The organism is Candidatus Pantoea rara (assembly GCF_051136265.1).
GTDB lineage: Bacteria > Pseudomonadota > Gammaproteobacteria > Enterobacterales > Enterobacteriaceae > Pantoea > Pantoea rara.
Window position 1 is genome coordinate 346,629 of the sequence record NZ_CP194943.1, and the last position, 26,668, is coordinate 373,296.

Genomic DNA, 26,668 nt, shown 5'->3' on the forward strand with positions numbered 1-26,668 from the left:
CGTAAGCGCCCGCTTCAGGTGCTTTTTGCCAGCGCGATCACAGCGATTGCGCCTGGGGCGTAGAGCGGAGGAGGATGAGAAGCCCTGGCGGATACGCACAATGATGCCGACAAAGCATTCACCACTTCCGCTAACAGGATGGATTTATGACGATGAAAACCGGAACACGAATTCTGGCCCTTTCTGCCCTCTCTGCTGTGCTCTTTTCAGCCAGCGCGATGGCAAAAATTGAGGAAGGTAAACTGGTCATCTGGATCAACGGTGACAAGGGCTACAACGGCCTTGCCGACGTGGGTAAGAAATTTGAGAAGGAGACCGGCATTAAAGTCACGGTCGAACATCCTGACAAAATGGAAGAGAAGTATCCGCAGGTTGCGGCGACCGGCGATGGCCCGGATATTATCTTCTGGGCACATGACCGTTTTGGCGGCTACGCACAGTCGGGCCTGCTGGCGGAGGTGACGCCGGACGCCAGCTTCCGCGAGAAGATCTTCCCGTTCACGTGGGACGCGGTACGTTTCGATGGCAAGCTGATTGGCTATCCGATTTCGGTTGAGGCGCTGTCACTGATTTACAACAAAAAGCTGCTGCCGAACCCGCCGAAAACCTGGGAAGAGATTGCCGGACTCGACAAGCAACTGCGCGCTAAAGGCAAAAGCGCCATCATGTTTAACCTGCAGGAACCCTACTTCACCTGGCCATTGCTGGCCGCAGGCGGGGCTTACGCCTTTAAGCTCACCGACGGTCATTATGATGTGAAGGATGTTGGCGTCGATAACGCCGGAGCGAAAGCGGGCATGCAGTTCCTGGTCGATCAGGTTAAAGCCAAAACCCTGAATGCCGACACCGATTACTCCATTGCTGAAGCCGCCTTTAACAAAGGCGAAACCGCCATGACCATTAATGGTCCTTGGGCGTGGGGCAACCTCGACAAGAGCGGCATCGACTATGGCGTCACTGAACTGCCCACGCTGAAGGGTAAACCGTCGAAAGCCTTTGTCGGCGTGCTGAGCGCCGGGATCAACGCCGCCAGTCCAAACAAAGAGCTGGCGAAAGAGTTCCTGGAGAACTATCTGCTGACCGATTCCGGACTGGAAATGGTCAATAAAGACAAGCCGCTGGGTGCCGTGGCGCTGAAATCCTACCAGCAGACGCTGGAAAAAGATCCGCGAATTGCCGCCACCATGAGCAACGCCAAACAGGGCGACATCATGCCTAATATCCCGCAGATGGCGGCCTTCTGGTACGCGATGCGTACCGCCACCCTGAATGCGCTGGGCGGTCGTCAGAGCGTTGACGCCGCACTGAAAGATGCCCAGGCCCGTCTGAAGAAGTAATCCTTCTATGCCGGGGTCATCCCCGGCTTGAGTGACCGTTAAGGAAAACCGCATCATGTCAGGAAAACCGAAAACGCGCAGTCTGCTGCTAAAAAGCGTTCTCATCGGGATCGGCTGTCTGCTGGTCGGCTATCTGCTGGTGCTGATGTATGCGCAGGGCGAATATCTGTTTGCGCTGCTGACGCTCATCCTCAGTGCGACCGGGCTGTGGATTTTTGCAAATCGTCGCGCCTATGCGTGGCGTTATGTCTATCCCGGCGTGGCCGGAATGGCGCTGTTTGTATTGTTCCCCCTCGCCTGCACCATCGCTATCGCCTTTACCAACTACAGCAGCACCAACCAGCTCACCTTTGAGCGGGCGCAGCAGGTACTGCTGGGCCGCACATTCCAGTCGGGTGAAGCAGTCAGTTTCTCACTGTTCCCGGCTGGCGATCGCTGGCAGCTGGTGCTGAACGATGGTAAAGCAGACGTTGTCTCGCCGCCGTTTACGTTTGGCCCGGAACAGACGCTGAAAATGGCTCCCGCGACGCCACCCGCTGGCGAACGCGCGACCTTAAGAGTGATCACCACTAACCGTCAGGCGCTGAGCCAGATCCGTGCCGAACTGCCGGATGGCCGTCAGTTGCGGATGAGTTCACTGCGTCAGTTCTCCGGTACCCAGCCACTCTATCGGGTTGGCGCGCAGGATGAGCTGATTAATCAGCAAAGCGGCACGCATTACCGCGCCAATCCGCAGACCGGCTTCTATCAGGCCGTGAACGCGAACAATACGTGGAATAACGAAACCTTAAGCCCCGGCTTTACCGTGAATACCGGCTGGAAAAACTTTGTGCGGGTGTTTACTGACGAAGGAATTCAGAAGCCGTTCCTGGCGATATTTGGCTGGACGCTGCTCTTCTCGCTGATCACCGTGGTGCTGACCGTCGCCGTAGGCATGGTGCTGGCCTGTCTGGTGCAATGGGAGGCGCTGCGCGGCAAAGCCGTTTATCGGGTGATGCTGATTCTGCCCTATGCCGTTCCGGCGTTTATCTCGATCCTGATTTTCAAAGGCTTGTTTAACCAGAGCTTTGGTGAGATCAACGTGATGCTTAGCGCGCTATTTGGCGTGAAGCCCGCGTGGTTCAGCGATCCGACGCTGGCGCGCACCATGCTGATTATCGTCAACACCTGGCTCGGTTATCCCTACATGATGATCCTCTGCATGGGACTGCTGAAAGCCATTCCCGACGATCTCTATGAAGCCTCGGCGATGGACGGAGCAGGCCCGCTGCAGAACTTCTTCCTGATCACCCTGCCGCTGCTGCTGAAGCCTTTGATGCCGCTGATGATTGCCAGCTTTGCCTTCAATTTTAATAACTTTGTGCTGGTGCAGTTACTGACCAACGGCGGACCGGATCGACTCGGCACCACCACGCCAGCTGGTTATACCGATTTGCTGGTGAACTATACCTGGCGTATCGCCTTTGAGGGCGGCGGCGGGCAGGACTTTGGTCTGGCAGCCGCCATCGCCACGCTGATCTTCCTGCTGGTGGGTGCGCTGGCGGTCATTAACCTGAAAGCCTCGCGGATGAAGTTCGACTAAGGAGTTGTTATGGCTATGGTACAACCCAAATCACAACGGCTGCGTCTGTTCACCACGCATCTGCTGCTGCTGTTATTTATCGCAGCGATTCTTTTCCCGCTGCTGATGGTGATCGCGATTTCCCTGCGCGCCGGTAACTTCGCCACTGGCAGCCTGATCCCGGAGCAGATCTCCTGGGAGCACTGGCGGCTGGCGCTGGGTTTCAGCGTGGAACATGCAGATGGACGGGTCACCCCGCCGCCTTTTCCGGTGCTGCTGTGGTTATGGAACTCGATCAAAATTGCAGCCATTAGTGCGCTGGGGATTGTGGCACTCTCGACTACCTGCGCCTATGCGTTTGCCCGCATGCGCTTTACCGGTCGCGCCAGCCTGCTAAAGGGAATGCTGATTTTCCAGATGTTCCCGGCGGTGTTGTCGCTGGTGGCGCTCTATGCGCTGTTTGATCGTCTCGGCCAGTATCTGCCTTTTATCGGGCTGAATACTCACGGTGGGGTGATCTTCGCCTATATGGGCGGCATTGCGCTGCATGTCTGGACCATCAAAGGCTATTTCGAAACGATTGACGGATCCCTGGAAGAAGCCGCCGCGCTGGATGGTGCAACACCGTGGCAGGCGTTCCGGCTGGTGCTGCTGCCACTGTCGGTGCCGATTCTGGCGGTAGTGTTTATCCTGGCGTTTATCGCCGCGGTCACTGAAGTGCCGGTTGCGTCGCTGTTACTGCGCGACGTCAACAGCTACACCCTGGCAGTCGGGATGCAGCAGTATCTCAATCCGCAAAACTATTTATGGGGAGATTTTGCCGCGGCGGCGGTGCTCTCCGCGATTCCGATTACTCTGGTGTTCCTGCTGGCTCAGCGCTGGCTGGTAAGCGGGTTAACCGCGGGCGGGGTGAAAGGCTAAACGATCATCATTGTACGTTGCCACTGCTTACACAACGCCTGTTGTGGTTGAATGATTCGGCGGCCTGGGGGCCGCCTTTTTTATGCTAATCCGATTCCAACGCACGGCTGCCTGCCACCAGCGCCACGACCATGGCCGATATCGCCTGCTCTCCTTCCGGTTGGCTGACATCGCCGCGTGCCACCGCGCCTGCGATGGCATCCGCGCCCCCCAGTAAGCCCCACATTCCTGCTTCAGGGATCCCGCTGCTGCCCGTGAACGGCGCAAACCAGCGCTGGCAGCGGGCAATAAAGTCGAGCTGATAGTGGCGTTTGACGGCGGCCAGTTCCGGTGAGGTGCTGAGTGCTGACAGCAATTCCGGAATCTCGCGCCCCTCTGTCATCACACAGTCGACATAACAGGTCGCGAGCACGTCCGCTCTTTGTTGCATCACCCTCGGCGCAGCATTCATCGCCGCTTCCATCCGTTCGGTCTGGCGGCAATCAAAATCGTCATACAATGCCGCCAGCAACCCATGACGGGTAGTGAAGTGATCATAAACTACCGGCTTACTCACCCCCGCCGCGTCGCCGACCCGCGCCAGGGTCAGCGCCTCGCTGCCCTCGGTCTGCATTATCTGCCACGCGACGTCCGACAATTGCCTGCGTCGGGCCTCGCGTGACAGACGCTTACGGGGCGTTTTTTCAACGGTCATGTTATTCCTGATGCGCGAATACACGCTGGCCCAGTTGCTGCGCCAGCAGATAATGTGACTCAGGATAACCTTCATCGCCGCTGAGCAACAACTCACTGGTCACCACCGGCGCACCACAATAATCAAAGATGCCCTGATCGATCTGATTCCGCATGCTGGCGAAATAGCCGCGCCGCAGATAAGTGCGGGTGTCCGCCGCGCCAATCGCCACCAGATGAACGGTAAGATGGCTGAGGCGTTTAACAATCCGGCCATCCTGCTCATCAAAGGCCCAACCCGCAATGAAGACGCGGTCGATCCAGCCTTTAAGCTGGGCGGGAAACGACCACCAGTAGACCGGATAGACCAGCACCAGCGCATCGGCGCGGTCCAGTCGCTGCTGTTCGGCCAGCACATCCTGCGAAACGGTCGCCAGGCCGTTGAAATGCTGGTGATCGCTGAGCGTAAAACGGGGATCAAACCCTTCTGCTGCCAGATCGGCTTGTTCAGCCGTATGGTGGCCTGTCGAGATAATGCCCTGCACCAGCCGATCTGCCACGCGGTGGGTATGCGCATCCTGATTGGGATGGGAAGTCACTATTAATGCATGCATTGTCGTCACCTTACCTGTTCAGCCATTAAGCTACTAAAGGTAAGTTACTATTGGTAGGTTAGCAAGTGGCAACGTCAGGTCTATTCGCTGACCGCATGTGCTGTTAAAACGTCCCTGTCATCAGAAAGGCCTGCGTCTAGCGACGATAAGCCAGCACGCGTACCAGTCGATCACCGAGTTTCTGAATCAGCATCACCAGCGCCAGCAGCACCACAATCGTAGCCGCCATGATCTGATTATCGAAGCGCTGATAACCGTAGCGAATCGCCAGATCCCCCAGCCCACCACCGCCCACCACGCCTGCCATTGCCGAGAAACCAATCAGCATGACAATCGTCAGGGTAACACCCGCCACCAGCGCGGGCAGCGCTTCCGGCAGCAGCACGCGGCTGACGATATGCCAAAGCGTGCCGCCCATCGACACTACCGCTTCAATCCGGCCGCGATCGACCTCATCCAGGGCGTTCTGGACGATGCGGGCAAAGAAAGGAAACGCCCCCAGCGTAATCGGCACAATCGCCGCCGTACTCCCCAGCGTGGTGCCGACCAGCAAACGGGTAAAGGGGATCAATGCAATCAGCAGCACCACAAACGGCAAGGCGCGTCCGGTGTTCACCAGCGTATTCAGCAGCAGTGAAATCGCGCGATTAGGCAGAATACCTGTCGGCCGGGTCAGAAACAGCAGCACGCCGACCGGCAATCCTATCGCCACCGTAAAAAGGGCCGCCAGCAGCACCATGTAGAGGGTTTCACCCGTGGCGTTCAGCAGCAGTTCCTGAAATCGATCACTACTCATGCTACGCATCGTGTTAATGCCTCATGCTGATATTTTTCGATAAACGCCCGATCTGCTTCGCCATCCTTCAGCAGCATTTTGCGCAGGCGTCCCTCTTCACGTCCCATGATCTGGCTCAGGCTGCCGCTCTCAACCAGCTGGCCATTTTCGAGCAACGCTGCGCCGTCACAAATGCGCTTTACCACCGCCATTTCATGCGTGATCAGCACAATGGTGATATTGAGCTGTTGCTGAATGTCTGCCAGCAGATCGAGAATCGAGGTGGTAGTTTCAGGGTCCAGCGCGCTGGTCGCCTCATCGCACAACAGATAACGGGGTCGGGCAGCCAGCGCACGGGCAATGCCGACGCGCTGTTTCTGCCCACCCGAGAGCTGCGATGGCCAGGCTTTAGCGAAGGACTCCAGCCCCACCAGCTTCAGCAGAGACACAACCCGCACGCGGCGTTCAGGTTTTGAGACGCCAGCAATCTCCAGCGCCAGATCGACGTTGTCCTGCACGTTGCGCGAATGCAGCAGATTGAAGTGCTGAAAGATCATTCCCATCTGCTGTCGCTGCTGGCGCAGTTGCGCCAGACTCATCGCGGCGAGATCCTGGCCATCAATCTCGATTCGCCCACTGGAAGGATTTTCCAGCCGGTTCAGGCAGCGCAGCAGCGTGCTTTTGCCTGCCCCGCTCCGGCCGAGGATGCCAAAGATGGTCCCCTCCTCAATGGTGAGCGAGATGTCGTCTAACGCTGGCGCAGAGGCGCCAGCGTAATGTTTGCTGAGATGGCTGATTTTAATCATGCTGCTGGTCCGCGACCGGAATCACAGAGCCCTGATAGTTTTTATGAATAAATTCCGCCACCTGCGGCGAGCGCAGATCTTTTGCCAGCTGCAACACGCGCGGATCTTTCGCCCGTTCTGGCGTGGTCACCAGCAGGTTGGCGTAAGGATTATGCACCGCCGACTCCAGACCCAGCGCATCTTTCGCTGGCGTCAGCCCGGCTTCAAGCGCGTAGTTACCATTTATTACGGCGGCATCCACATCATCCAGCGAGCGCGGCAGCTGCGGCGACTCAATCTCAACAATCTTGATTTTTTTCGGGTTCTCACTGATATCTTTCGGCGTCACCAGCGTTGAGCCCGTTTCGCCCTTCGCATTAAGTTTGATCACCCCTTTGTCCTGCAACAGCCACAGCGCACGGCTCAGGTTGGTGGTATTGTTCGGTACCGCAATGCTGGCACCCTCTGGCAGCCCTGACAGCGATTTCACCTTGCGCGAGTAAATCCCCAGCGGCTCAATGTGCACGCTGGCGACCACCGCAAAGGATTTCCCCAGCGCCTTCTCCTGATCTTTTAAGTAGGGCAGATGCTGAAAGTAGTTGGCATCCACATCCCCGGCGGCCAGCAACTCATTGGCATTCACGCCGCCGCTCAGCTCAACAATTTTGATATCCAGTTTCGGATCCAGGGTTTTGACATACTCCAGGATCTCCGCGTGCGGCAACGGATCGGCTGCCACACGAAGCGGTGCGGCCTGCAGGCTTTGAGCAATCAGCAGTGAAAGACCGGCAAGAACCAGAAAGCGTTTTTTAATCATCATCATTTCTCTTTTGTTGTTATCAGTGAGTGTTATGTTCAGGGTAGAAACGCCGGGCGACTTCCGGATGCGAACGCAACCGGCCCTTGAGGTAATTCCAGCCGACTTCACGCAGTAGCGGGTTAAGCGGATCGCTGCTCGGTCCCTGCGCCAGATGAGCCAGTTGGGCAGGCAGTTGATAGATTGGCACTACCGCGTCCAGCTGGGCGCCCAGGAAAAAGGCGATGGACAGGCGCTCACTGCTCTGCGGTGGCGAGACCACGCGATGCACCGTCGCGCGCAGATAGCCGTTAGTCGCCAGCTCCAGTAGTTCGCCAATGTTCACCACAAAGGCGCCTGGCAGCGGCGATGCATCGATCCAGTTGTCCGGTGTCACTTCAACCTGTAAGCCCGGCTGGTCGTCCTGCAATAACATGGTCAGGAAACCCGAATCTTTATGCGCGCCAACACCCTGGCGTGATTCGCCTTCGGTGCGGCCCGGATAGCGAATCAGCTTGATATGTTCGTTGGGGTAGTCGCCATAGAGGTTGTCGAACGCGTTGCGCGGCAGCGTTAGCGCTTCGGCAAAGGCACGCAGTAACGCCAGCGCCACCGCCGTCATCTGCTGCTGCCAGCGGGTGACCACGGTCTGTAGTTCAGGCAGGGCTTCAGGCCACTGATTCGGCCCCTGCATCCGTTGCCAGGTGGGTGAATCGGCAGTCACGGGCAATGCTTCCCGTTCCGCACCAATATCAAACTGCTCGCGATAGTCAGGCTGGCTGCGGGTTATTTCCACACCTGCCTGGTTATAGCCACGAAAATGCGGGGAGTTAGCCATCGCTACCGCGGATTTTTCCGCCTGTGGCAGGGCAAAAAATTTCCGCGCGACGTCCTGAACCTCATCTGATAATTCACGGTCAATGCCGTGATTGATTAAATAGAAGAAACCGACATCACGCGCGGCCTGGCTGAGTTTTTCCAGGATTTGTTGCTGCTGCTGTTGATTACCTGACAATAACGAGAAATCAATTACCGGTAATTCTGCGGGGCTTAACGCACTCATCATTAACACTCTGTTGGCATCGAATAGCGTTACACTGCCACTTCATTTATGCGTTAACTACCAACTAATCCTGCTATGTATATGCGGCAGATGGGAATATCTCACCTGTTCTTAGCTTTTCCAGCCACAGATTACTCTGCGCGGTAGATCCTCTTTTTTGGCGGTAATGATGGCGAAAACAGCAAAAAACAGATCCACACTTAAAAAGAGCTGCTAACACGTAATATTTCCAAATGTTTGTGAGAGTAAGCAGTCATGAGTTAGAGCACCGTGCTGAATTTGTCATTAAAGTTAGTTATTTCGGCTGAAAACTTGCAAAACCTTACAATCGTGGTCTATGGTTTACCGGCTGCGGCTTTTGCCGCTTCACTTAAAATTTTTCGGCTTCTTATAGCTTTCATTTCCACGGTTTCTCCTGAACATTGTTTGCGGCTGCGAAAGCTATAAGACTCCTTCATTGATGCACCTGAGGAGAATATGGACACCAGAAACTCATCATCTGAACACCCAAAGAAACATTTCTGGAACAGGAAGCCTAAAGAGCTGACTGTCGACGACATTACCGTGATCGATAACGATATGCTGAAACGTGCGGTAGGCGCAGCGGCGTTAGGTAATGCGATGGAATGGTTCGACTTTGGTGTGTACAGCTATCTCGCCGTCATCATCGGCAAAGTCTTTTTCCCGGATGCCAACAACGCGGTGCAACTGATTGCCACCTTTGGTACCTTCGCGGCGGCCTTCCTGGTACGTCCTATTGGCGGCCTGGTGTTTGGCCCGCTGGGTGACCGCATCGGCCGACAGAAAGTTCTGGCGATGACAATGATCATGATGTCGATCGGGACCTTCTGTATCGGTCTGATCCCGGCATACTCTTCGATTGGGATCATGGCACCGATTCTGCTGCTGGTAGCACGTCTGATTCAGGGCTTCTCGACCGGTGGTGAGTATGGCGGTGCCGCGACCTTTATCGCGGAGTACTCCACCGATAAGCGCCGTGGTTTTATGGGCAGCTTCCTGGAGTTCGGCACCATCGGGGGTTATCTGATGGGTGCCAGTCTGGTAACGGTGATGACGACCGTGATGTCTAATGAGGCCATGATGTCCTGGGGCTGGCGCGTGCCGTTCTTTATCGCCGCGCCACTGGGCCTGTTTGGTCTCTATGTGCGACTGAAACTGGAAGAGACACCCGCCTTCCAGCAGCATATGGAAAAACAGGAAGCGCTGGAGCAAAGCAAACCGCGTCTGACGCTGATGCAGATGCTGAGCAAATACCGCGCACCGATGATGAAATGTATCGGTCTGGTGCTGCTGTTTAACGTTTCTAACTACATGCTGACGTCGTACATGCCGAGCTACCTGACCGGTGTACTGGGTCTGCCAGAGTTAAGTGGCCTGCTTCTGGTAATGGTGGCGATGTTTGTGATGATGCCGCTGACGCTGCTGTGGGGTCGCTGGACTGACCGTATCGGTCGTCGTCCGGTCATTGCCTTTGGTGCAGTGGGTCTGATCCTCCTCGCTATCCCAAGCTTTATGCTGATCGGGTCCGGTAATATGTGGGCGGTATTTGGCGGTCTGATGATTCTGGGTGTGTTGCACACCTGCTTCAGCGGCACTATGCCTTCGACGCTGCCCGCGCTGTTTACTACGGATATCCGTTACAGTGCGCTGGCCATCGGCTTCAACCTGTCGGTTTCGCTGTTTGGTGGTACAACACCGCTGATTACCGCGTGGCTGGTGGATACCACTAAAAACAACATGATGCCGGCCTACTACATGATGGGCGCGGGCGTGATTGGCCTGCTGACTATCCTGACAGTACGTGAAACGGCCCGTCAACCGCTGACCGGTTCATCACCTGCGGTAGCAACTAAAGCGGAAGCGCATCGCCTGATTGATAAGCTGCGTAAACGGCCTAAGCCTGCCGCGACAGCGAGTAAATAAGTGTTCTGACACCCTGCTCTGCAGGGTGTTTTTTTATCTGCCGACAATCACTTTAGCTGGCTGATTCAGCCGCCCTTAAACGCGTGACTATCCATGTCCTTGTATGTTCAAAGCAGAGCCGGGATGGGTCTGAAATTATCCTGTTTTAGCTGATGCCGGTCATCACGGCTATTCTGGATCACCTGCTGCTGGGTAATACGCTGCCGTGGTCAGGCGTCACGCGTATGGTGGCTATCATGGGCTACGTTTAACGGAAGATATTGTACGTAAGGTTATTTTTGTATCAGATAAAGATCTTTCGCAGGCGGACCTGATTACCCGCGCAGTCATAATCGCCACAATTATCATTCCATCCCACCACGCGTTTAATGGGGGATGGAATGCTTAGACATTATTGCTCTCACCACTCTATTTGCCTGAACATAACACGATCAATCATGAATTTTCACGCCAAGACAACCACGTACAAATTCAGGGTTAAAGTGCTTTACGGCATCACCAAGCCAGTGTTTAACCCCTGGCGGGCATTGAATGACATCCCCTGCGTGCACGGTTTTCCGTTCTCCACCCCACTCCTGGACCCAACCGGTACCGGAGGTAATAACCAGTGTCTGTCCAGACGGGTGAGTATGCCAGTCAGAACGCGCGCCGGGTACAAAGCTGACATTGGCCGCCCCTGCTCTTTGCGGGGCTACCGGAGAAAAGAGCGGGTCAATATAAGCACGTCCGGTAAAGTGATCGGCGGGTTCGGCAATCGTTGCCCGACTGCCGGTTTGCGACAGTTTCATTTGAGCTGAAGTGGCGGTTTCACCGTATGCGGACATACCTGTGAAGAACAAGAGTGATGCGGCTACATAGGTGAAACGGATCATCATATTCTCCTTTTGTGAATGAAATGGCTGATTCAGTACTGGAACAGAAAATGTAGTCACCCGATAAATAAAAACGGGCAGAACAGAGCGACGGCGATGCTGGTAAAAGCGTATTCGGGGGTGAAGATTACTCAGTCAGCAGTTCAAATCTGGCGCTATATACGTCAGGGTGAACGGGCAATGCGTCCGGCTCATCTAACTGGCCTAATTTAATTAAGCCGCTGGCATAGCCATGTGGTTTATAGAAAATAGCCAGATTTCCCCATGGAGCATAAAGCGCGATATCCCCTTTTTTCGCGGCCGTGCCTGCCGGGGAACCCGCGGTAGACAAACGGCCGGGTAAATCGCTTATTTTCTCCTCCCCGGCATAATCTTTCAGATTCAATGTAAGCGGTAAAAGTGCTGCAAACTCACGGCTTGCCTGACTGTCATTGAGGGTCGCGGTAATCGTTTTGTCGTCGAAAATGATGCGTAATTTCATCGGATTTTCCTGTGTATAACGTGTAACTGCCGCAGCCGGAAATATCGTGATCAAGGCCAGCACTACCCCCCCGAGCAGGCCGGGTAGTACCGATTGCGTTTTAGAATTAATAAGCATGACCAGGCCCCGCTCATAGAGTGTTTTCAGCTATTTTTAACAGAATAAAACAGCTTGTTAATAGCGATTATCAGAATAGAAAAATGAAAAAAATTCATTAATTGTTTCGGTGACCACTGCCATTTTGTGTCGGGTAAACGGTAGCAAACCTATCCTACCGCTTCAGGATATGCACTTATTCTGCGCTGAGTGATGCCATATCAATAACGAAACGGTGTGCCCTATCCCCCTGTTCGGGACGGGCCCAAGCATCGTTAATCTGCTCGATATTAATCATTTCGCACTCTGGATAGACATTATGCGTTGCACAGAAATCCAGAACTTCCTGGGTTTCCGCCATGCCCTCGCTCAGCGAACCTGCAACACGGCGACGTCCCATGACCAGAGGGATCGTCAACGTTTCCTCCATCAGCCCAATCTGACCGACGATGACCAACGAGCCATCAATATCTAACGGCGGAGTGATGGTGTCGAAATCAAAGCTCCTGCGGCTAAATAATGATGACAAAATCACGAGATAGAAAATAATAACTATCCTCATTTTTTATATTATAAATAAGGAAAATAAATGAATCACAGACAGTCACCGGAATGCATTTTCCAGAGCGGTCTTCATGCATCGTTCAGGCGAAAGAATGGAACGAGCTGAGTTACCGCTCAAATGGGCTTACGCTGCTCATTTGCGCGAACACGTTGTGGAATAGTGCTTACATAAAAAGGCCCTTAATCTTTTGAAAAAGAATGACCTGAAGCTCAATGGGTAATTGTTGTTACACCTGTTTCCACTGGCCCGGGAGCCTATTAATCTGACGGGGGATCACTGAGAGAATGGGGGGAGCGTGAGGGTAAGTTGACATTTCCTGCTATGAAGCAGGTGAATGGGCCACTGAAGCTATTCTGAGTTAGCATTACCGCCAGAGACATTATTGATTTCACTTTCAGTCAGTTCTCTAAGCATGTCATTTATCCTCTTTTGGAAACTATTTTTGTTACTACCACGTTCGAAATAATTACTGCTACACCAACTGTTAACGAAAGGGATAAAGAAGGGTGTGAAATATAGAAAGCACTTCTCGAAATGAATTTAACGATTACAGCGGTAATCACGACACACAAAAACAAGGTAAGCGCCTTCTTCTGAATCACTGATTTCATAATCATGCCCTCATGTTTACATAAACCGTAATAAGAATGAATGTATATAAAAAGAGCGCTACGCTGATAAAAAGGCTACCTTTTGAAACAAAGGAATTCAAAATATTGATAAGAGGTGCCCGGGAAGAGTATTTGGACGGACCTATTTAACTCAACCTCACTGCTGAGTCACTGAATTGCCAGCCAACCCGACCCTGAATATTCGGACGTTGTCGGGATGTTTTTAGCCGCTGTGATGACAGCACAGGTATCAGTGCAGCTCATCGTCACCAAAACTTCGATGATCTCTGCATTTCTGCTTTGTACGGTGAGTTTAACCAGTAGATGTAAACCACTATCTGGAGCGTTCTGCGGATGACACAGCACGTTACTGCTTCACCGAACAGACGATTGTGGCATGATCCCACCATTTATTTTTATTAACTCTGAACGCCTCCACATTAAAATGTGCTTTTTGTGCTTCATCAATTAAACCCGTAAGCGGAATCAGCGTCCTCCAGGGTCGGCCTTCTTTCAGTAAATGATGCCTGAGTGGATCATACGCTTCAATATCTTCGAATTGACGGGGAGTTCCGCACATGGAACCGATGACAAATCGCCCTCCGGGTCGGAGCAGTCTCCTTACCTCTGCAAAGAAGAGGTTGCGCGCGTCATCTATAAGGCAATGTAAACAACTGCCATCAATAATCAGCTCAAACATTGCGTCCCGGCATTGATGAATATTGCAGACATCGCCGACAATAAATCTTGCGGGAAGTCCGGCTTGCTTAAAACGATCTTCTGCCCACCTGATAGCCGTTTCTGACCAGTCAACTCCCCAGACAGAATATCCCAGCTCAGCAAGTGACTGCGCTGCCATTGCTCCATTCCCACATCCCATCTCAAGTATCGGTGTACCAGGGTGTGGTAAATACTGGTGTGTGTGAAGCCACCGGAATATTTCCTCCTGCTGTTTTTTGGCTCTGGGATAACCCTCACCAGCCCAGGCGAGAGCGCCATTTGCCATGAGTTGCCTGTAATGTCTCTCATAGGGATTCATGCCAGAAACACCTTTCCGATAATACCCACTCTGCTTTATACGTCAGAGCCGCTCCTGAGGAACAGAGTCTGCATCGCTCACAAACAGACATTTTAATGCAGGTTTGCATTGAGCAGGATGATCGGCCAGAAACCACGGCCCAGCTGCACTCTGCAAACATGCAGATTACTCATTGCTGAAGCGGCCTACCGTGCTGGCCGCGCCCAGCGCATGGCCTTTAAGCTGCGCCAACAGCTCTGCCTGCGTTAATCCGGCTTTCAGCTGCCCCAACGGTAAATCGGTGGCAATCAGCACAAAGTTATAGTGATGCAGACCACTGCCTGCTGGCGGGCAAGGCCCGTAATAGTGTTGGGTGCCGGGCGTATTTTTTCCGCCGGTGTACTCTTTGCCCTGCGTCAGCGCACCCTGCGCAAAGGACTTCCGGCTGGCCGCAATGTTATAGGCCACCATGTGGGTAACACCCAGCCCTTTCGCCCCAACCGGATCGGTCATCAGCAGCACCAGACTGCGGGTGCCTGTCGGTGTCGCAGACCAGTTCAATTCGGGAGAGATATTCTCACCAGTGCAGGAAGGATTACTTTTATTAGCACCGGCGAACTTTTTATCCAGTAGCGCATTATCGCTGAAGTCCTGGGATTGCAGCGTAAACACCGACGCCGCCAGCGTGGTCACAGGCAAAACGGCCAGCACCGTTGCGCAGAGTAATTTTTTCACCAGCCACTCCTTTTATCAGATTATCCTGGAAAGTTTCCAGACGTATAACGACACTGCCTGCTTACTATAACGGCTTTAGCGCAGTTGACCCGGCAGCCTGCCTGTTTAGTGCCAGCGGAACGGCAAATCTTTGATCTCCGTCGCGCAGACACGGGCAGTTGACGCGTTGCCCTGTGACGCATTACCCGATATAAGTTAACGCCTGCGGCTGAAATTTCGCCTGAATCCCCGTCACTGTCACCGATAAGTGGACATTATGCAGATTGAAGATCTCCGGATTTACGTCGCCGTGATGCATGCTGGCAACTTTACTGCAGCGGCTGAACAATTGATGTTATCGAAACAGTATGTCAGCCGCCGCATGGCCGCCCTGGAAGCGTCATTAGGCGTTCGCCTGCTAATCCGTAATACACGCAAGCTGTCAGTAACCGATGCGGGACTGCTGTTTGCGCAGCATGCTCAGCGTATCCTGGATGAGATTCAGGAAGCGGAACTGGCAGTGTCGGAGCAGCAGCAGGCACTGCGCGGCACCTTCCGCATTAATCTGCCTATGTCCTTTGGTATGAGCCACCTGTCGCCGCTGTTCGCCGAATTCCTGACGCACCATCCGGCGCTGCAATTTCAGATTGAGCTGGCGGACCGTTATGTCGATGTGATTGGTGAGGGGGTGGACATGGCCATTCGAATCGGCACCCTGGCAGACTCCACCCTGATTGCCCGCCCGCTGGGCGAGTTAAAACGCGTGATCTGCTGCAGTCCCGACTACCTGAAACGGGCTGGCACCCCGCAGCAGCCAGAAGAGTTACTGCAACACGCCTGTCTGCGCTACGGACGTGAAGGTCAGAATGGCTGGGAATTGCAGGTTAGCGGCAAAGCAAAATGGCTGGCGGTTCAGGGGCCGATGGTGAGTAACAACGGCGAAGTGCTGCGTGATGCGGCCCTGGCAGGCCTGGGACTGGTGTTGTTACCCGCCTTTATCGTTGAGACCGCCCTGCAACGTGGTGAGCTGGTAACGGTACTGGACGGCTGCCAGCCGCCCCCCCTCTCCCTGAATGCGGTTTACCCGCAACACAGGCAGCGCAGCGAAGTAAACCGTCAGTTGCTGGCCTTTCTGCAGGCGCGTTTAACGCCGTGAGAGAGCCGGAAAGCCTAAAGCTGTTTTAATGCCGCAAAGACTCTGGCAACCGCAACGGCACCTGGATCGGGCACGCCGTTGAGGTTGGCACTATTAAGATAAGATGATCGTCCTGCCTTTGCTTTCCCCATGCTGGCGGTCGCGTCACTGCCCTGTTGCGCCGCATCAGCTGCATCAGCAAGCGGTTTACCCGCCACCAGCGCCTCGATTGCGGGTTGCAGCGCATCAATCAGCGTACGATCGCCGGGCTGTGCCCCGCCATACTGCTTCATCTTTTCCAGACCCTGCTGCAGGGCTTCGGGAAGCGCCCCACCTTCGGACAGTTGCTGCGCGGCAGCGGTGAAAAAGATCGCCATCAGCACGCCGCTGGAGCCGCCCATCACTGTCGCAAGTCGCTCACCCGTCACCGCGAGCAGATCGGGCAAAACATTCAACGGTAGCTTTTTGTCTGCACATTCACGCTGGATCTGGCGCGCGCCAGCAGCAAAGGTTGAGCCGGTATCGCCATCACCGACCTGGGCATCCAGTTTGTTCAGCTCGCTTTCGCTGGCGATTAGCGTTTCACAAATGCGGTTTACAATCGCCGCGACTGTCGGGTTATCGGAAGGTTCCTGCGGATGCGCTGTTGCCTCTTTTGTCGCATCAACTGGCTGCAACGGCGTTATCTTAACCGCCGGAACCCAGCCGCTAACCTCAACCGGCGCGCAGATCGCCTCTTCAAACTGCGGCGTGAGTGTCATGCAGGTGACGGAAAAGCCTTTCATATCAAGCGCGGTCATCAGCGGAGCGGGGCCGATCAGATAATCGCTGCCGCGGCTGAGTGGCGACTCAATCAGGTCCCGTGTAACCAGACTCATCTCCAGCGCGGACATACCGCCAAGATTATTCACCAGCATCGCGCGTGGCTGGTCGTTGCCCGGCATCACCTTCTCCAGCAGATGCTGCACAATCTGCTGACTGTTCTGGGTTTGCATCACGTCAACACCCGGCTCACCGTGGATCCCCAGTCCCATTTCAACGCTGCCGTCAGGAATACGCTGGCCGGTCTGTTCATCCGGCAGATGGCAGCTTGAGAGTGCAACGCCCATCGTTGCGACTGCACGACTGGCGGCCTCTGCCGCCCCGGTCACCGTCGAAAGATCATCACCGCGTTCAGCGACGAAACCCGCCACCTTATGCACCAGCAACGTGCCTGCTACGCCGCGTGGCTGGGGATTATCGGGCAACGCAACATCGTCACCGACAATCACCATATTGACGCTGAATCCCGCTTTACGGGCCTTTTCAGCCGCCAGCCCAAAGTTGAGGCGATCACCGGTGTAGTTTTTCACAATCAGCAGACATCCCGCCTCACCGGTAATGTTGATGATAGCGTTATACACCGCGTCAACACTGGGAGAGGCAAACACATCCCCACAGACTGCTGCCGTCAGCATCCCTTTGCCAATGAAGCCGACATGCGCCGGTTCATGGCCGGATCCCCCACCGGAAATGAGCGCGACCTGCTGTTTTTTCCAGTCCTTGCGCATCACGATGCGAATGTGTGGATCGACCTTCAGCTGTGCCAGATTGCGCCACGGACTGGCATAAATCATGCCATCCAGCGCGCTGTTGACGAGATCATCCTTTTTATTCATTACGAATCGGGTCATGTCTTCATTCCTCATAGGCGTGCGGGGTTGCTGGTGAATCAGTGTTACATACCTCGGCTGATAGTGAGAAACCCCCGAATGGGCGATGCGTCTGATGTGAGACATCACGCACAAAAGTGGCTGACCCAGGCACACTATTTTTTACTAATTGATTGATTTATATCAACTGTCTTTACCCGGAACTGAGAGGTTCTGCTCAGAAGCAGAACCGGGAATCACGCATGGTAAAAATTCATTTGTTAACAGAGGATGTTTTAATGACCCAACGTATGATTCTCAACGAAACCGCCTGGTTTGGCGCAGGTGCTTTACGTCATTTACCGGAAGAAGTCGCGCGTCGTGGGATGCGAAAAGCGCTGATCGTCACTGACAAAGCGTTGGTCGCTGCGGGTGCGCTGAAGAAGGTGACCGATCTGCTGGATAAGCACCAGCTTGAGTGGTCGGTTTATGATGAAGTGGTGCCCAATCCCACCATCCGGGTTGTGCAACAGGGCGTTGCGGTGTTCAGAGACTCAGGTGCCGACTACCTGATCGCGATTGGCGGTGGTTCACCCCAGGATACCAGCAAGGCAATCGGCATTATTATTAATAATCCTGAATTTGAAGACGTGCGCAGTCTGGAAGGCGTCACGCCTACCCGCCATCCGTGTGTGCCTATCATCGCAATCCCGACCACCGCAGGCACGGCCGCAGAAGTGACGATTAATTACGTCATTACCGATGAAGAGAATCGTCGTAAGTTTGTCTGTGTCGATCCGCATGACATTCCGAAAGTAGCGATTATTGATGCGGAAATGATGGCGAGTATGCCCGCTTCGCTGAAAGCCGCGACCGGCATAGATGCGTTAACCCATGCGATTGAGGGCTACATCACGCGCGGTGCATGGACGCTGACCGACATGCTGCACCTCAAAGCCATTGAAATTATCAGCCAGTCGCTGCGCGAATCGGTGGCGGGTAACATTATGGCGGTTGAGCAGATGGCGCTGGGACAGTATGTCGCCGGAATGGGCTTCTCCAATGTCGGTCTCGGTCTGGTGCATGGCATGGCACATCCGCTGGGTGCCTTTTATAACGTGCCGCACGGTGTAGCGAACGCTATTCTGCTGCCACAGGTGATGGCATGGAATGCCGCCAGTACGGGCGAAAAATATCGCGATATCGCCCGCGCAATGGGGGTGAAACAGGTCGCGTCCATGTCGCTGGATCAGGCGCGGGAAGCGGCGGTGGCCGCGGTTCGTCAGCTCTGTCGCGATGTGGGTATTCCGCGCTCTCTGCGTGAAGTGGGCTTACAGGAGGCGGATATCCCTGCACTGGCCCAGGCGGCGCTGGATGATGTCTGCACCGGCGGCAACCCTCGGACTCCGGACCTTGAGGAGGTGATGGCGCTGTACCGCCAGAGTTAAGTCACCCCCTTCTTTGCGCTTTCATATCTTGCCCGCGGCTTGCGGGCTTTTTTACGTCCTGCGAAAGATTAACCCCGGAGTATTCGCCATCGGGTGTAACGAGGCACACGCGCTAGCAGCAAAGGTTTCAGCGGCTTTTTGCGGTCTGGTTTCAGCCTGAAATCGCCCGCAGTAATAATGCCGCTCAGAGAACATACAGGAAGTTAACCCATGATTTCTTTAGATGCTAAACCCTTCCCCCCTTGATCTGGATCACAAAAATCCGCATCATGCGCAGCGAAAGCCTTTATGACGCTGCGGAGATCACGATGACACTGTACCAGGGTATGCTCATTTTCTATGCCGTTGTTGCACTGGTCGCTACGCTGATCACGTTCTTCATCGCCAAAGATAAGCTGAGTATCAAACTGCTGAGCGCCTTTTTAGTGGGTGCGACCTGGCCGATGAGTTTTCCTGTCGCGCTGATGTTTGCGCTGTTTTAGTTGACAGAATCCCCTTAGCAGCCACACTCAGGTAAGACGTCTCTGACCTGTAAACCGCCGATCTCCGACGTGACCTTATTCATGACGGTTAATAAGGAGAGGCTATGCGCGTTGTCAGTGTGATGATTCTGGTGTCTCTTCTCAGTGCCTGCAGTGCTCCGTGGCACGCTGAAAAACCGGTCCCGGCGACCGAAACCCGTCAGCAGACCTGCCAGCCCGGAACCAATCCCAGCCAGAATGACTGCGGTCACTTCCCTGAACCTGAATTCCACTGATTGATATAATGGCCAACAGTGCTGCGAGATCGCATTTGCGCTATTTCATCGCATAACAAGGCTTTACACTCCTCTGACCGGTCAGTAAAGTAGCGCCCAGACATCAATTCTGATGCGTAAGCGTTAACGTCAAGCAACGCCCCCGCAGTACTGCTGCCTGTGATGATTCCTGCCATGAAGCCTGTACGACACCCTGCTAAACCGCTCGCTGCGTTTTCCAGCGCCACATTTTTTTTGTTCGTCCTGCTGCTCACTGCGGCTAATCTTCGTGCACCGATTACCGTCGCGGGCCCGGTACTTCAGGATATCCGCGAGACCTTTGGACTCAGCGCCGGTGAAGCGGGCCTGTTTAATTTTATTCCCCTGATGCTGTTTGCTCTGCTCGCCCCACCCGCCGCCTGGCTGGGAAATCACCTTGGGCTGGAGCGCAGTCTATGGGGCGCGCTGTGCCTGATCACGGCCGGTTCCCTGTTACGCTGGCACCCCGCTGAAGCCGCGTTGTGGGGTGGAACACTGCTGCTTAGCGCAGGCATTGCCGCCGCCAACGTGCTGCTACCGCCACTGATTAAACGCGATTTTACCGCCCATACCGCCAAATATATTGGCCTGTATGCCGCCACCATGTCGATTACCGCCAGTCTGGCTTCCGGCATTGCTGTGCCGCTGAGCCAGCTATCCACAGCGGGCTGGCGACTCTCGCTGGTCGTGTGGGCGCTGCCAGGGCTGATTGCGCTGCTCGCCTGGCTGCCGCTGTTACGTCAGCGGCAATCAACCTTAGCGCCAACTGGCGCGCCCGTTGCACATCGTCATCCGTGGCGATCGGCTGGCGGCTGGCAAATCGCGTTTTTTATGGCGCTGCAATCGCTGGCGTTTTATACCCTGATCGACTGGTTTACCGTATTTGCGCAGGATAATGGTTTCAGTCAGGCCAGCGCAGGCTGGCTGCTGTTCTGGTATCAGGCGATAGCAATTGTCGCTAACCTGGGCTGTATGGTGGCGCTGAAGCGGGTCAAAGATGCCCGGCTCACTGCATTCATCGCTTCATCAGGTATTTTCCTCGGCATGCTGGGTTTGCTGCTTAATCCGCAGTGGGCTGCCGTGTGGCTGACACTGGCCGGACTGGGCGCAGGGGCATCGCTGGTGCTCTGTCTCTCGCTGTTTAATCTGCGCGCCACCAATCATCGCCAGGCCTCGCAGCTGTCGGGCATGGCGCAGTGTGTGGGTTATGCGCTGGCGGCGCTCGGGCCACTGTTCTTTGGCATACTGCATGAGCTGAGCGGTAACTGGACGCTGCCCTTTAGCGTGCTGACACTGCTGAGCCTGAGCCAGATGCTGCTGTCTCCGCTGGCTGCGCAGTCAAAACCTATCAGCTAAAAATGCGGCTTAGCCGTTAACAATTAACGCCTTGATGATCGCGGATGCGGTCAGCGAAAATCGATGGGAGAAGTTGCGTGTCTGAACTGAATAATGCTCTGCTGCAGGAAATCCTGGATCAGGTGCGCCCGCTGGTCCGTCAGGGAAACGTGGCTAACTACATTCCTGCGCTGGCGGATGTGGCTGCTGACAATCTGGCGATCGCGGTTTGTCTGCGTGACGGCACACTCTTTCAGGCAGGTGATGCTGAGACACGCTTTTCGATTCAGTCGATCTCCAAAGCGCTGTCACTGACTGTGGCGCTGACCCGCTATGAGGACAGTGAAATCTGGCAGCGTGTCGGTAAAGAGCCGTCAGGCCAGCCCTTTAATTCGCTGGTGCAACTAGAGCTGGAACAGGGCAAGCCGCGCAACCCATTTATTAATGCCGGTGCGCTGGTGATCTGCGATCTGCTTGAAACCCGACTGACCGCCCCGCGTCAGCGAATGCTGGAAATTGTGCGCCAGCTTAGCCAGCAGCCCGATATAAACTATGATCGCCACGTTGCCCGCTCTGAATTTGAACATTCTGCCCGCAATGCCGCCATCGCCTGGCTGATGAAGTCGTTTGGCAATTTCGATAACGATGTCACCAGCGTGATGCAGACCTATTTCCATTATTGTTCGCTGTCGATGAACTGCGTTGAGCTGGCTCGCACATTTATCTATCTGGCAAATCAGGGCAAAACGCTGGATGGCAGCCAGATGATTACACCGCGCCAGGCGCGGCAGATCAACGCGCTGATGATTACCAGCGGGATGTATGATGGCGCAGGCGAATTCGCATGGCGGGTCGGGATGCCGGCTAAGTCAGGTGTAGGGGGCGGGATTATCGCTATTATTCCAGGCGAGATGAGTATTGCCGTCTGGTCGCCTGGGCTGGACAGCGCCGGTAATTCACTGGCCGGGACCGCTGTGCTGGAGTTACTGACCGACAAGCTGGGCCGTTCGATATTTTGACTTTGCTGAGGGCGGAAGTAACAGGCTCGCCATGATGAAATGCAATGGAGTCCCATTATTCCTGCAAGCTGATTTGAATTATCCTTATGGGGCTTCGTTTGGGAAATGGAAAATATTGTACGTTAAGGCTAAAAATTGACCATTAAACCCAAAGGATCTTAAGAAGGTCCTTCGAGGGTAATTGGTGGGTTACCAGTTTCCGTAAGGGTAGTTTTTCCTTTTGATGAAATCTTTTATATCTTTGTCATATCCATAAGAAAAATCGCTCTTGGTTACCCCTCTGCAAATATCCAGTTTATCTCCAGACACTGTTTTCATAACTGATGGCGTTACGCGATAACTAATTTCCCCCCGAGCTACCCCGCTTAACCAGACAGCAACCTTCCCCTCAGGAGCCAACCCAATTTGCACAGTATTATGTGAATCATGTTCCCCATAAGGATTCTGCATTTTTTCCACAACGCTCTCAGGAAGAGTCAAGTGGGTTTCATACACCTTTTTGTCTATCACTGAGTCCCAACAAAAAAGAATATGCTTTGGGGCGTTATCAACGTGATTCCAGTGCCCATTGAGGGCGCGAGTACTATCGTTCCATTCACCAATCACGCCATTCAGAGCCTTCGTGCTATCGAGAGTATTAAACCTATAAATCGTTCCGTCAGTTCCCTGGACAACGGCGAACGTTACCACCGCGGGCAGTGCTTTTGGCGTGAAAAAGTTAAATTTCCACTCAGTCGGAATATCATTTTTGACTGAGGTATTGGGCTGGTCAGTTCCGTGGCAGGCCGTCAGCACAAGCACCAGGATCAGACCGGCCAGACGAATTATTTCCATATTTTATTCCCGTCCATATCGTAGACCGTCCGCTGCCAGCGCTCGTCCGGCCGGTTGGTGAACGTCACCAGCTTCGCCGGTTTGACCGCTCCGCTGATCATCCCCTGACCGCCCCGCACCACGCTGTTCCAGTTGGCTGAGCAGTGAATATATTTTTCGGCCAGCATCAGGATTTCTGATGTAGTGAAGCCGGGTGCAGACTTACCACTTCTTATGGCACGGCCCATCACTATCGCTTTTTCACACAAACTATTGAGTTCTCGTCGAAGTTTTAATTCTGCATTTGTATCTCGAATAGGATCAAATACCGCTCCCGCATCCTGCGCCGCATCGAGCATCACCCGCAGCACTACCTTCGACCAGTCATTACGCGTGGGGCGGTCAATCACCAGCGCGGCACCGCTGCGCTTTTGCTGCGTGCCGTAGCGGTCAGTGGCCAGCCTGTCGTCATACCAGGTGTCCGCATCTACCACCACCGCATTCAGCAGCGGTGATATCGCCGGATAACTATCCATCGCTTTAAGCTGCGTGCGGATCTGCCGGTAAATTCGCGTTTCCGTATCCGGGGTGGAAAGCGGCACCGTTTCAAACTCCGGCCGGGTCAGGAAACAGGCTTCGTGCTCGTCAGGGTTGTAGCCGCCGCCAATGTCGGAATGAACACCGGGCAGGGCCAGCTCCGGCCACGCCGCCTTCACGCTGTTCAGCGCGAAGTTAAACCTGCACTCGTGCTGCGCGGTGATATGAAAAACCTTCTCCGCAACGCCAGGGTGCAGCACCAGATTAACCTCGCCGGTGTCCGCGCTGTGCGGATTGAGGCCGTTAACCGGCGTTCCGATAGCTGCCACGGTGTCAAATATCCCCAGAAAGCGGGTTTTACCTCCGGGCGTACCGGAAAATTCATTGCCAGCCAGTCCGGCTTTAATCGCCGCAATAATCGCGCTGTCCTGACTGAATACCCGGTTGGCAAAATGTCGCGCCGCAGCCGCTCCCCGGCTGAAGCCGAAAATATCAAACTGCAATTCCCTGACGAGTTCCACATCAGTTTCGGATGGCCTGGCTAAATAGTCTTTGATAGCAGTAGCCAGTGCCGCAACAGCCTTGTCCGTTTTTCTCACCACACCGGTGTCGCCCCGTCCGGTACCCATTCCGTAAGTGCTGTCACCTTCTCCACGTTCTGTGCCGATCCCCTCGATATAAACAGCCTGCTGCCCTTGCGTTCCGTCATCGGGAAAATCGGTGGTATACAGCATATTGAGCCAGTGCACGTTGGTGTAATAACCGAGATAACTGCCAGCAGCAGTGCTACTGTAACCCCGTTTCAGCCGGGTGCACTGAATTAAAGCAGACTGGGCATCGGCATCATTCAGCCCAAAATGTTCACCGGTGCAGGCCTTTTGACGGTCTGCACTGTTATCCGCGTTGTTGCCGGTGCCGTCGAAGAACACTCCTATCGTCAGCGTAATTTCCCGTTTCTTTTTCTTCGCCGCCTGCGCGTACTGCTCAGGCTCAACGGACTGCTGCGCCTTTCTCTCAGCAGCCTGTGTCCGCTCTGCCGCAAGCCCGGCGTTGCAATCTCTCTCATAGGTGTGAGTCTCGACGGAAGGAATAAACTTCGCCCGGCAGGGACAGGAGCTGTAGCTGTCGAGAGACCCCGCCCACACTTTCAGCACGCCGCCGACTTCATAGGTATCCCCCATGCCGCCACAGACCTGGAAGCGCCCGGGATGCTTCCCGCAGGTCACCGGATCACCCTCCCTGACCCGCTGGCGCTCAATGCCGCCGATTTCATAAGTATCATCCTCCGCCCCCGACAGAATGCGCCCGCCGCAGGTGGTTCTGTCCAGGTGATACAAAAAGAATCCCGTTGCCATAATCCCTCATGAACAAAGTGGTTATAAAATCAGCACATCATACCTTACTCATGACTTAACCAGAATCTTCGGCTTCTGATTGCCGGTACAGTGCCTGGATGCGGCAGATTTGCGAAAGGCTGTAGCCCGTTACGTCTGAGGTTTCGCGGATACTCATTTTTTTACCTGCCGGTAGTACAGGACTTTCTGATGCCGTTCCTGATCGGCCTGTTTTCCCCGGTAATTACCCAGCGAATGGGCCCGTTCAATTCTCTGCTTCTGGCGCTGGCGACGGCTCAGCCAGTCTTTATGTGACATCGCGGCCATCAGGTCGCTAAGCATGTGATTGGCGGCGGTTATCACGGCGCGGGTGATTGGGTCAGCCTGCGAAGGATCTTTATCTGACAACGACTGCCATGAGGTGGGGACATCCAGGCTGACAATCCGCAGCTCATGTTGTTCTATCTGCTTTTTCAGTGTCATCCAGTCGCCGTTGCTCAGGCGGGTCAGGTGGTCTATCTGCTCAACCAGCAAAAGCGGAACTCTTGTGGCAAGTACAGCGCCATAACATCCCGGGCATTATCCGGCTAAGTCAGAAATTGCCGGAATATCGCCTTATGAGGCACAGGCGTGCTGTTCTTTTTCACTGGCCAGAATCCTTTCTTTTCCTTAAGCCATGTCGGGCATAACACCTATCCCGCCCGTTTCAGCTGACCACATTAATTGGCTCGCCCTGAATAAAGGCCTCAATATTGCCCATTACGCCAGCTACCAGATTCCCGACGCCGCTGCGACTCGCCCAGGCGATGTGAGGCGTCAGCAGCAGATTGGGTAAATCCCTCAGAAGCGGGTTATCGATTGCGGGCGGTTCGCTGCTCAGCACATCCAGCGCCGCGCCCCCAATCACACCTTCTTTCAACGCGTCAGCAAGATCGGCCTCGTTAATGAGTCCGCCGCGAGCGGTATTAATCAGCAGCGCATGCGGTAGCATTTTTTCCAGCGCCTCGCGATCGATCATCTGACGGGTACTGTCACTTAACGGGCAGTGCAGCGAAATAATGTCGCTGGTCGCCAGCATCTGTTCAAAGCTGACATAACCCTCACGCACTCTGTCACTGCCTTTGCGCTCGGCGTACTGCACCTGCATTCCCAGCGCCTGAGCCAGCCTGCCGACAGCCTGACCAATATCGCCTTTGCCCGCGATACCCAGCGTAGCGCCCCCAATATCGCCTATCGGCTGTCGATGCAGACAGAAGTGTTGAGCCTGTGGCCAATCGATGCGTGTAGTGCTGGCATAAGCCATTATCTGACGGCGCAGGGAAAAAATCACTGCGATCACCGCCTCTGAAACGCTCTGGGTTGAGTAGCCCGGAACATTACTGACCACGATGCGGCAGGCACGACAGGCATCAAGATCGATACAGTCATAACCAGTCGCGGCGACACAGATAAATCGCAGTTCGGGTAGCTGCTTGAGGGTCTCAGCACGCAGCGGCACTTTGTTGGTGATAGCCACACTCGCACCCGTAAGCGCCGACACGATGTCACTGACCGGGGTCTGCGCGCGAATATCCCAGTCCGCATCTTGCTGCCCGGTCGGCAGCGATAAAGGCAGCGTATCACCATCCAGCATGACAATTTTCATTCTCAGTCCTTAACCGATTCGGTTTAAACGCAGCCGAATCATTAATGTTATTTGTATGTGTTGCGTGGGTAACAACTAAGTTAAATGATGCTGAAATTAAAGTGAATATGTTCAAAGAGTGCGAATTTTTTCGGAACAGATGCCACTTTATTTAACCCTTTTATCCCCTTC

25 protein-coding genes and 2 pseudogenes are annotated in these 26,668 nt (G+C 54.4%); 10 read left to right on the forward strand and 17 right to left on the reverse strand.

The window, feature by feature from the left end; genetic code table 11:
* Nucleotides 1-146 precede the first annotated feature (146 nt).
* Genes malE through malG form a run of 3 tightly spaced genes read left to right on the forward strand, consistent with a single transcriptional unit; the run spans nt 147 to nt 3,819 of the window.
* Nucleotides 147-1,337 carry a maltose/maltodextrin ABC transporter substrate-binding protein MalE gene (gene malE, locus ACR8BF_RS20065; RefSeq protein ID WP_434746003.1) on the forward strand — a complete coding sequence of 397 codons (1,191 nt, stop codon included), beginning with the start codon at nt 147-149 and terminating at the stop codon, nt 1,335-1,337.
* A gap of 55 nt (nt 1,338-1,392) precedes the next feature.
* Entirely contained in the window at nt 1,393-2,919 is a 1,527-nt protein-coding gene (malF, locus tag ACR8BF_RS20070; RefSeq protein ID WP_434746004.1) for a maltose ABC transporter permease MalF, read from the forward strand.
* Nucleotides 2,920-2,928: 9 nt separating this feature from the next.
* Nucleotides 2,929-3,819 (forward strand): maltose ABC transporter permease MalG, encoded by an 891-nt coding sequence (malG, locus tag ACR8BF_RS20075; RefSeq protein ID WP_090964585.1) that lies wholly within the window; start codon nt 2,929-2,931, stop codon nt 3,817-3,819.
* A gap of 85 nt (nt 3,820-3,904) precedes the next feature.
* Here the strand turns inward: malG and ACR8BF_RS20080 are convergent, their stop codons facing one another.
* From ACR8BF_RS20080 to ACR8BF_RS20110, 7 genes are all read right to left on the reverse strand, one after another.
* Nucleotides 3,905-4,513, reverse strand: coding sequence for a TetR/AcrR family transcriptional regulator (locus tag ACR8BF_RS20080; protein WP_179897952.1), 609 nt, complete (start codon nt 4,511-4,513; stop codon nt 3,905-3,907).
* Between the two features lies 1 nt (nt 4,514).
* Entirely contained in the window at nt 4,515-5,105 is a 591-nt protein-coding gene (locus ACR8BF_RS20085; RefSeq protein ID WP_434746005.1) for an NAD(P)H-dependent oxidoreductase, read from the reverse strand.
* A gap of 136 nt (nt 5,106-5,241) precedes the next feature.
* Complete coding sequence (locus tag ACR8BF_RS20090) at nt 5,242-5,910, reverse strand: methionine ABC transporter permease (protein WP_313701901.1); 669 nt, start codon at nt 5,908-5,910, stop codon at nt 5,242-5,244.
* A complete protein-coding gene (locus ACR8BF_RS20095) occupies nt 5,898-6,686 on the reverse strand; it encodes a methionine ABC transporter ATP-binding protein (RefSeq protein ID WP_434746006.1) in 789 nt (262 codons plus the stop codon). Before ACR8BF_RS20095 ends, ACR8BF_RS20090 begins: the two co-directional genes overlap by 13 nt.
* Nucleotides 6,679-7,482 (reverse strand): MetQ/NlpA family ABC transporter substrate-binding protein, encoded by an 804-nt coding sequence (locus tag ACR8BF_RS20100; protein WP_434746209.1) that lies wholly within the window; start codon nt 7,480-7,482, stop codon nt 6,679-6,681. The genes ACR8BF_RS20095 and ACR8BF_RS20100 overlap by 8 nt, the downstream gene beginning before the upstream one ends.
* Nucleotides 7,483-7,504: 22 nt before the next feature.
* A complete protein-coding gene (locus ACR8BF_RS20105; RefSeq protein ID WP_434746210.1) occupies nt 7,505-8,524 on the reverse strand; it encodes an isopenicillin N synthase family dioxygenase in 1,020 nt (339 codons plus the stop codon).
* A 335-nt stretch (nt 8,525-8,859) separates the two neighbouring features.
* The gene (locus ACR8BF_RS20110) at nt 8,860-8,982 is read right to left on the reverse strand and encodes a hypothetical protein (RefSeq protein ID WP_255434225.1); all 123 of its coding nucleotides are present in this window, start codon (nt 8,980-8,982) and stop codon (nt 8,860-8,862) included.
* A 19-nt stretch (nt 8,983-9,001) separates the two neighbouring features.
* Here ACR8BF_RS20110 and proP point away from each other — a divergent pair, with 19 nt between their 5' ends.
* Nucleotides 9,002-10,468: a glycine betaine/L-proline transporter ProP gene (gene proP, locus ACR8BF_RS20115; RefSeq protein WP_179897960.1), complete on the forward strand. Its 1,467-nt coding sequence runs from the start codon at nt 9,002-9,004 to the stop codon at nt 10,466-10,468.
* Nucleotides 10,469-10,899: 431 nt separating this feature from the next.
* Here the strand turns inward: proP and ACR8BF_RS20120 are convergent, their stop codons facing one another.
* From ACR8BF_RS20120 to ACR8BF_RS20140, 5 genes and pseudogenes are all read right to left on the reverse strand, one after another.
* A complete protein-coding gene (locus tag ACR8BF_RS20120; protein WP_434746007.1) occupies nt 10,900-11,343 on the reverse strand; it encodes a cupin domain-containing protein in 444 nt (147 codons plus the stop codon).
* A 124-nt stretch (nt 11,344-11,467) separates the two neighbouring features.
* Nucleotides 11,468-11,938: a cyclophilin-like fold protein gene (locus tag ACR8BF_RS20125; RefSeq protein ID WP_434746008.1), complete on the reverse strand. Its 471-nt coding sequence runs from the start codon at nt 11,936-11,938 to the stop codon at nt 11,468-11,470.
* Between the two features lie 175 nt (nt 11,939-12,113).
* Nucleotides 12,114-12,401 (reverse strand): annotated as a pseudogene (locus tag ACR8BF_RS20130) (NAD(P)-dependent alcohol dehydrogenase); the annotation flags it as partial.
* 1,059 nt (nt 12,402-13,460) lie between these two features.
* On the reverse strand, nt 13,461-14,132 hold the full coding sequence (locus ACR8BF_RS20135; protein ID WP_434746009.1) for a class I SAM-dependent methyltransferase: 672 nt from the start codon (nt 14,130-14,132) through the stop codon (nt 13,461-13,463).
* A 165-nt stretch (nt 14,133-14,297) separates the two neighbouring features.
* Nucleotides 14,298-14,846, reverse strand: a complete 549-nt coding sequence (locus tag ACR8BF_RS20140; RefSeq protein WP_434746010.1) for a YbhB/YbcL family Raf kinase inhibitor-like protein — start codon at nt 14,844-14,846, stop codon at nt 14,298-14,300.
* 256 nt (nt 14,847-15,102) lie between these two features.
* Between ACR8BF_RS20140 and ACR8BF_RS20145 the strand changes: the two genes are divergently transcribed.
* The gene (locus ACR8BF_RS20145; RefSeq protein WP_313701923.1) at nt 15,103-15,981 is read left to right on the forward strand and encodes a LysR family transcriptional regulator; all 879 of its coding nucleotides are present in this window, start codon (nt 15,103-15,105) and stop codon (nt 15,979-15,981) included.
* A 14-nt stretch (nt 15,982-15,995) separates the two neighbouring features.
* On the opposite strand, the gene ACR8BF_RS20150 is transcribed toward ACR8BF_RS20145, so the two are convergent.
* A complete protein-coding gene (locus ACR8BF_RS20150; protein ID WP_434746011.1) occupies nt 15,996-17,633 on the reverse strand; it encodes a dihydroxyacetone kinase subunit DhaK in 1,638 nt (545 codons plus the stop codon).
* 257 nt (nt 17,634-17,890) lie between these two features.
* On the opposite strand from ACR8BF_RS20150, the gene fucO reads away from it, so the two are divergent.
* The 5 genes from fucO to glsB all read left to right on the forward strand — a co-directional run bounded on the left by fucO (nt 17,891) and on the right by glsB (nt 22,168).
* Nucleotides 17,891-19,039, forward strand: a complete 1,149-nt coding sequence (gene fucO / locus ACR8BF_RS20155; protein ID WP_179897969.1) for a lactaldehyde reductase — start codon at nt 17,891-17,893, stop codon at nt 19,037-19,039.
* 308 nt (nt 19,040-19,347) lie between these two features.
* A complete protein-coding gene (locus ACR8BF_RS20160; RefSeq protein WP_008924737.1) occupies nt 19,348-19,521 on the forward strand; it encodes a GhoT/OrtT family toxin in 174 nt (57 codons plus the stop codon).
* 104 nt (nt 19,522-19,625) lie between these two features.
* On the forward strand, nt 19,626-19,796 hold the full coding sequence (locus ACR8BF_RS20165; RefSeq protein ID WP_434746012.1) for a hypothetical protein: 171 nt from the start codon (nt 19,626-19,628) through the stop codon (nt 19,794-19,796).
* A gap of 174 nt (nt 19,797-19,970) precedes the next feature.
* Nucleotides 19,971-21,170: a CynX/NimT family MFS transporter gene (locus tag ACR8BF_RS20170; RefSeq protein WP_434746013.1), complete on the forward strand. Its 1,200-nt coding sequence runs from the start codon at nt 19,971-19,973 to the stop codon at nt 21,168-21,170.
* A gap of 44 nt (nt 21,171-21,214) precedes the next feature.
* Complete coding sequence (gene glsB / locus ACR8BF_RS20175; RefSeq protein ID WP_434746014.1) at nt 21,215-22,168, forward strand: glutaminase B; 954 nt, start codon at nt 21,215-21,217, stop codon at nt 22,166-22,168.
* 189 nt (nt 22,169-22,357) lie between these two features.
* Here the strand turns inward: glsB and ACR8BF_RS20180 are convergent, their stop codons facing one another.
* The 4 genes and pseudogenes from ACR8BF_RS20180 to ACR8BF_RS20195 all read right to left on the reverse strand — a co-directional run bounded on the left by ACR8BF_RS20180 (nt 22,358) and on the right by ACR8BF_RS20195 (nt 26,497).
* Complete coding sequence (locus ACR8BF_RS20180) at nt 22,358-23,002, reverse strand: DUF2931 family protein (protein WP_434746015.1); 645 nt, start codon at nt 23,000-23,002, stop codon at nt 22,358-22,360.
* On the reverse strand, nt 22,993-24,873 hold the full coding sequence (locus tag ACR8BF_RS20185; protein ID WP_434746016.1) for a phospholipase effector Tle1 domain-containing protein: 1,881 nt from the start codon (nt 24,871-24,873) through the stop codon (nt 22,993-22,995). Before ACR8BF_RS20185 ends, ACR8BF_RS20180 begins: the two co-directional genes overlap by 10 nt.
* A gap of 55 nt (nt 24,874-24,928) precedes the next feature.
* A pseudogene (locus tag ACR8BF_RS20190) lies at nt 24,929-25,398 on the reverse strand (recombinase family protein); the annotation flags it as partial.
* Between the two features lie 160 nt (nt 25,399-25,558).
* A complete protein-coding gene (locus ACR8BF_RS20195; protein WP_434746017.1) occupies nt 25,559-26,497 on the reverse strand; it encodes a D-2-hydroxyacid dehydrogenase in 939 nt (312 codons plus the stop codon).
* Nucleotides 26,498-26,668 lie beyond the last annotated feature (171 nt).

Excerpts from the sequence above, each read along its gene's own strand:
- malE (WP_434746003.1), top strand. The coding sequence starts at position 147 with ATGACGATGAAAACCGGAACACGAATTCTGGCCCTTTCTGCCCTCTCT.
- malF (WP_434746004.1), top strand. The coding sequence starts at position 1,393 with ATGTCAGGAAAACCGAAAACGCGCAGTCTGCTGCTAAAAAGCGTTCTC.
- malG (WP_090964585.1), top strand. The coding sequence starts at position 2,929 with ATGGCTATGGTACAACCCAAATCACAACGGCTGCGTCTGTTCACCACG.
- ACR8BF_RS20080 (WP_179897952.1), bottom strand. The coding sequence starts at position 4,513 with ATGACCGTTGAAAAAACGCCCCGTAAGCGTCTGTCACGCGAGGCCCGA.
- ACR8BF_RS20085 (WP_434746005.1), bottom strand. The coding sequence starts at position 5,105 with ATGCATGCATTAATAGTGACTTCCCATCCCAATCAGGATGCGCATACC.
- ACR8BF_RS20090 (WP_313701901.1), bottom strand. The coding sequence starts at position 5,910 with ATGCGTAGCATGAGTAGTGATCGATTTCAGGAACTGCTGCTGAACGCC.
- ACR8BF_RS20095 (WP_434746006.1), bottom strand. The coding sequence starts at position 6,686 with ATGATTAAAATCAGCCATCTCAGCAAACATTACGCTGGCGCCTCTGCG.
- ACR8BF_RS20100 (WP_434746209.1), bottom strand. The coding sequence starts at position 7,482 with ATGATTAAAAAACGCTTTCTGGTTCTTGCCGGTCTTTCACTGCTGATT.
- ACR8BF_RS20105 (WP_434746210.1), bottom strand. The coding sequence starts at position 8,524 with ATGAGTGCGTTAAGCCCCGCAGAATTACCGGTAATTGATTTCTCGTTA.
- ACR8BF_RS20110 (WP_255434225.1), bottom strand. The coding sequence starts at position 8,982 with ATGAAGGAGTCTTATAGCTTTCGCAGCCGCAAACAATGTTCAGGAGAA.
- proP (WP_179897960.1), top strand. The coding sequence starts at position 9,002 with ATGGACACCAGAAACTCATCATCTGAACACCCAAAGAAACATTTCTGG.
- ACR8BF_RS20120 (WP_434746007.1), bottom strand. The coding sequence starts at position 11,343 with ATGATGATCCGTTTCACCTATGTAGCCGCATCACTCTTGTTCTTCACA.
- ACR8BF_RS20125 (WP_434746008.1), bottom strand. The coding sequence starts at position 11,938 with ATGCTTATTAATTCTAAAACGCAATCGGTACTACCCGGCCTGCTCGGG.
- ACR8BF_RS20135 (WP_434746009.1), bottom strand. The coding sequence starts at position 14,132 with ATGAATCCCTATGAGAGACATTACAGGCAACTCATGGCAAATGGCGCT.
- ACR8BF_RS20145 (WP_313701923.1), top strand. The coding sequence starts at position 15,103 with ATGCAGATTGAAGATCTCCGGATTTACGTCGCCGTGATGCATGCTGGC.
- ACR8BF_RS20150 (WP_434746011.1), bottom strand. The coding sequence starts at position 17,633 with ATGACCCGATTCGTAATGAATAAAAAGGATGATCTCGTCAACAGCGCG.
- fucO (WP_179897969.1), top strand. The coding sequence starts at position 17,891 with ATGACCCAACGTATGATTCTCAACGAAACCGCCTGGTTTGGCGCAGGT.
- ACR8BF_RS20160 (WP_008924737.1), top strand. The coding sequence starts at position 19,348 with ATGACACTGTACCAGGGTATGCTCATTTTCTATGCCGTTGTTGCACTG.
- ACR8BF_RS20165 (WP_434746012.1), top strand. The coding sequence starts at position 19,626 with ATGCGCGTTGTCAGTGTGATGATTCTGGTGTCTCTTCTCAGTGCCTGC.
- ACR8BF_RS20170 (WP_434746013.1), top strand. The coding sequence starts at position 19,971 with ATGAAGCCTGTACGACACCCTGCTAAACCGCTCGCTGCGTTTTCCAGC.
- glsB (WP_434746014.1), top strand. The coding sequence starts at position 21,215 with ATGCGGTCAGCGAAAATCGATGGGAGAAGTTGCGTGTCTGAACTGAAT.
- ACR8BF_RS20180 (WP_434746015.1), bottom strand. The coding sequence starts at position 23,002 with ATGGAAATAATTCGTCTGGCCGGTCTGATCCTGGTGCTTGTGCTGACG.
- ACR8BF_RS20185 (WP_434746016.1), bottom strand. The coding sequence starts at position 24,873 with ATGGCAACGGGATTCTTTTTGTATCACCTGGACAGAACCACCTGCGGC.
- ACR8BF_RS20195 (WP_434746017.1), bottom strand. The coding sequence starts at position 26,497 with ATGAAAATTGTCATGCTGGATGGTGATACGCTGCCTTTATCGCTGCCG.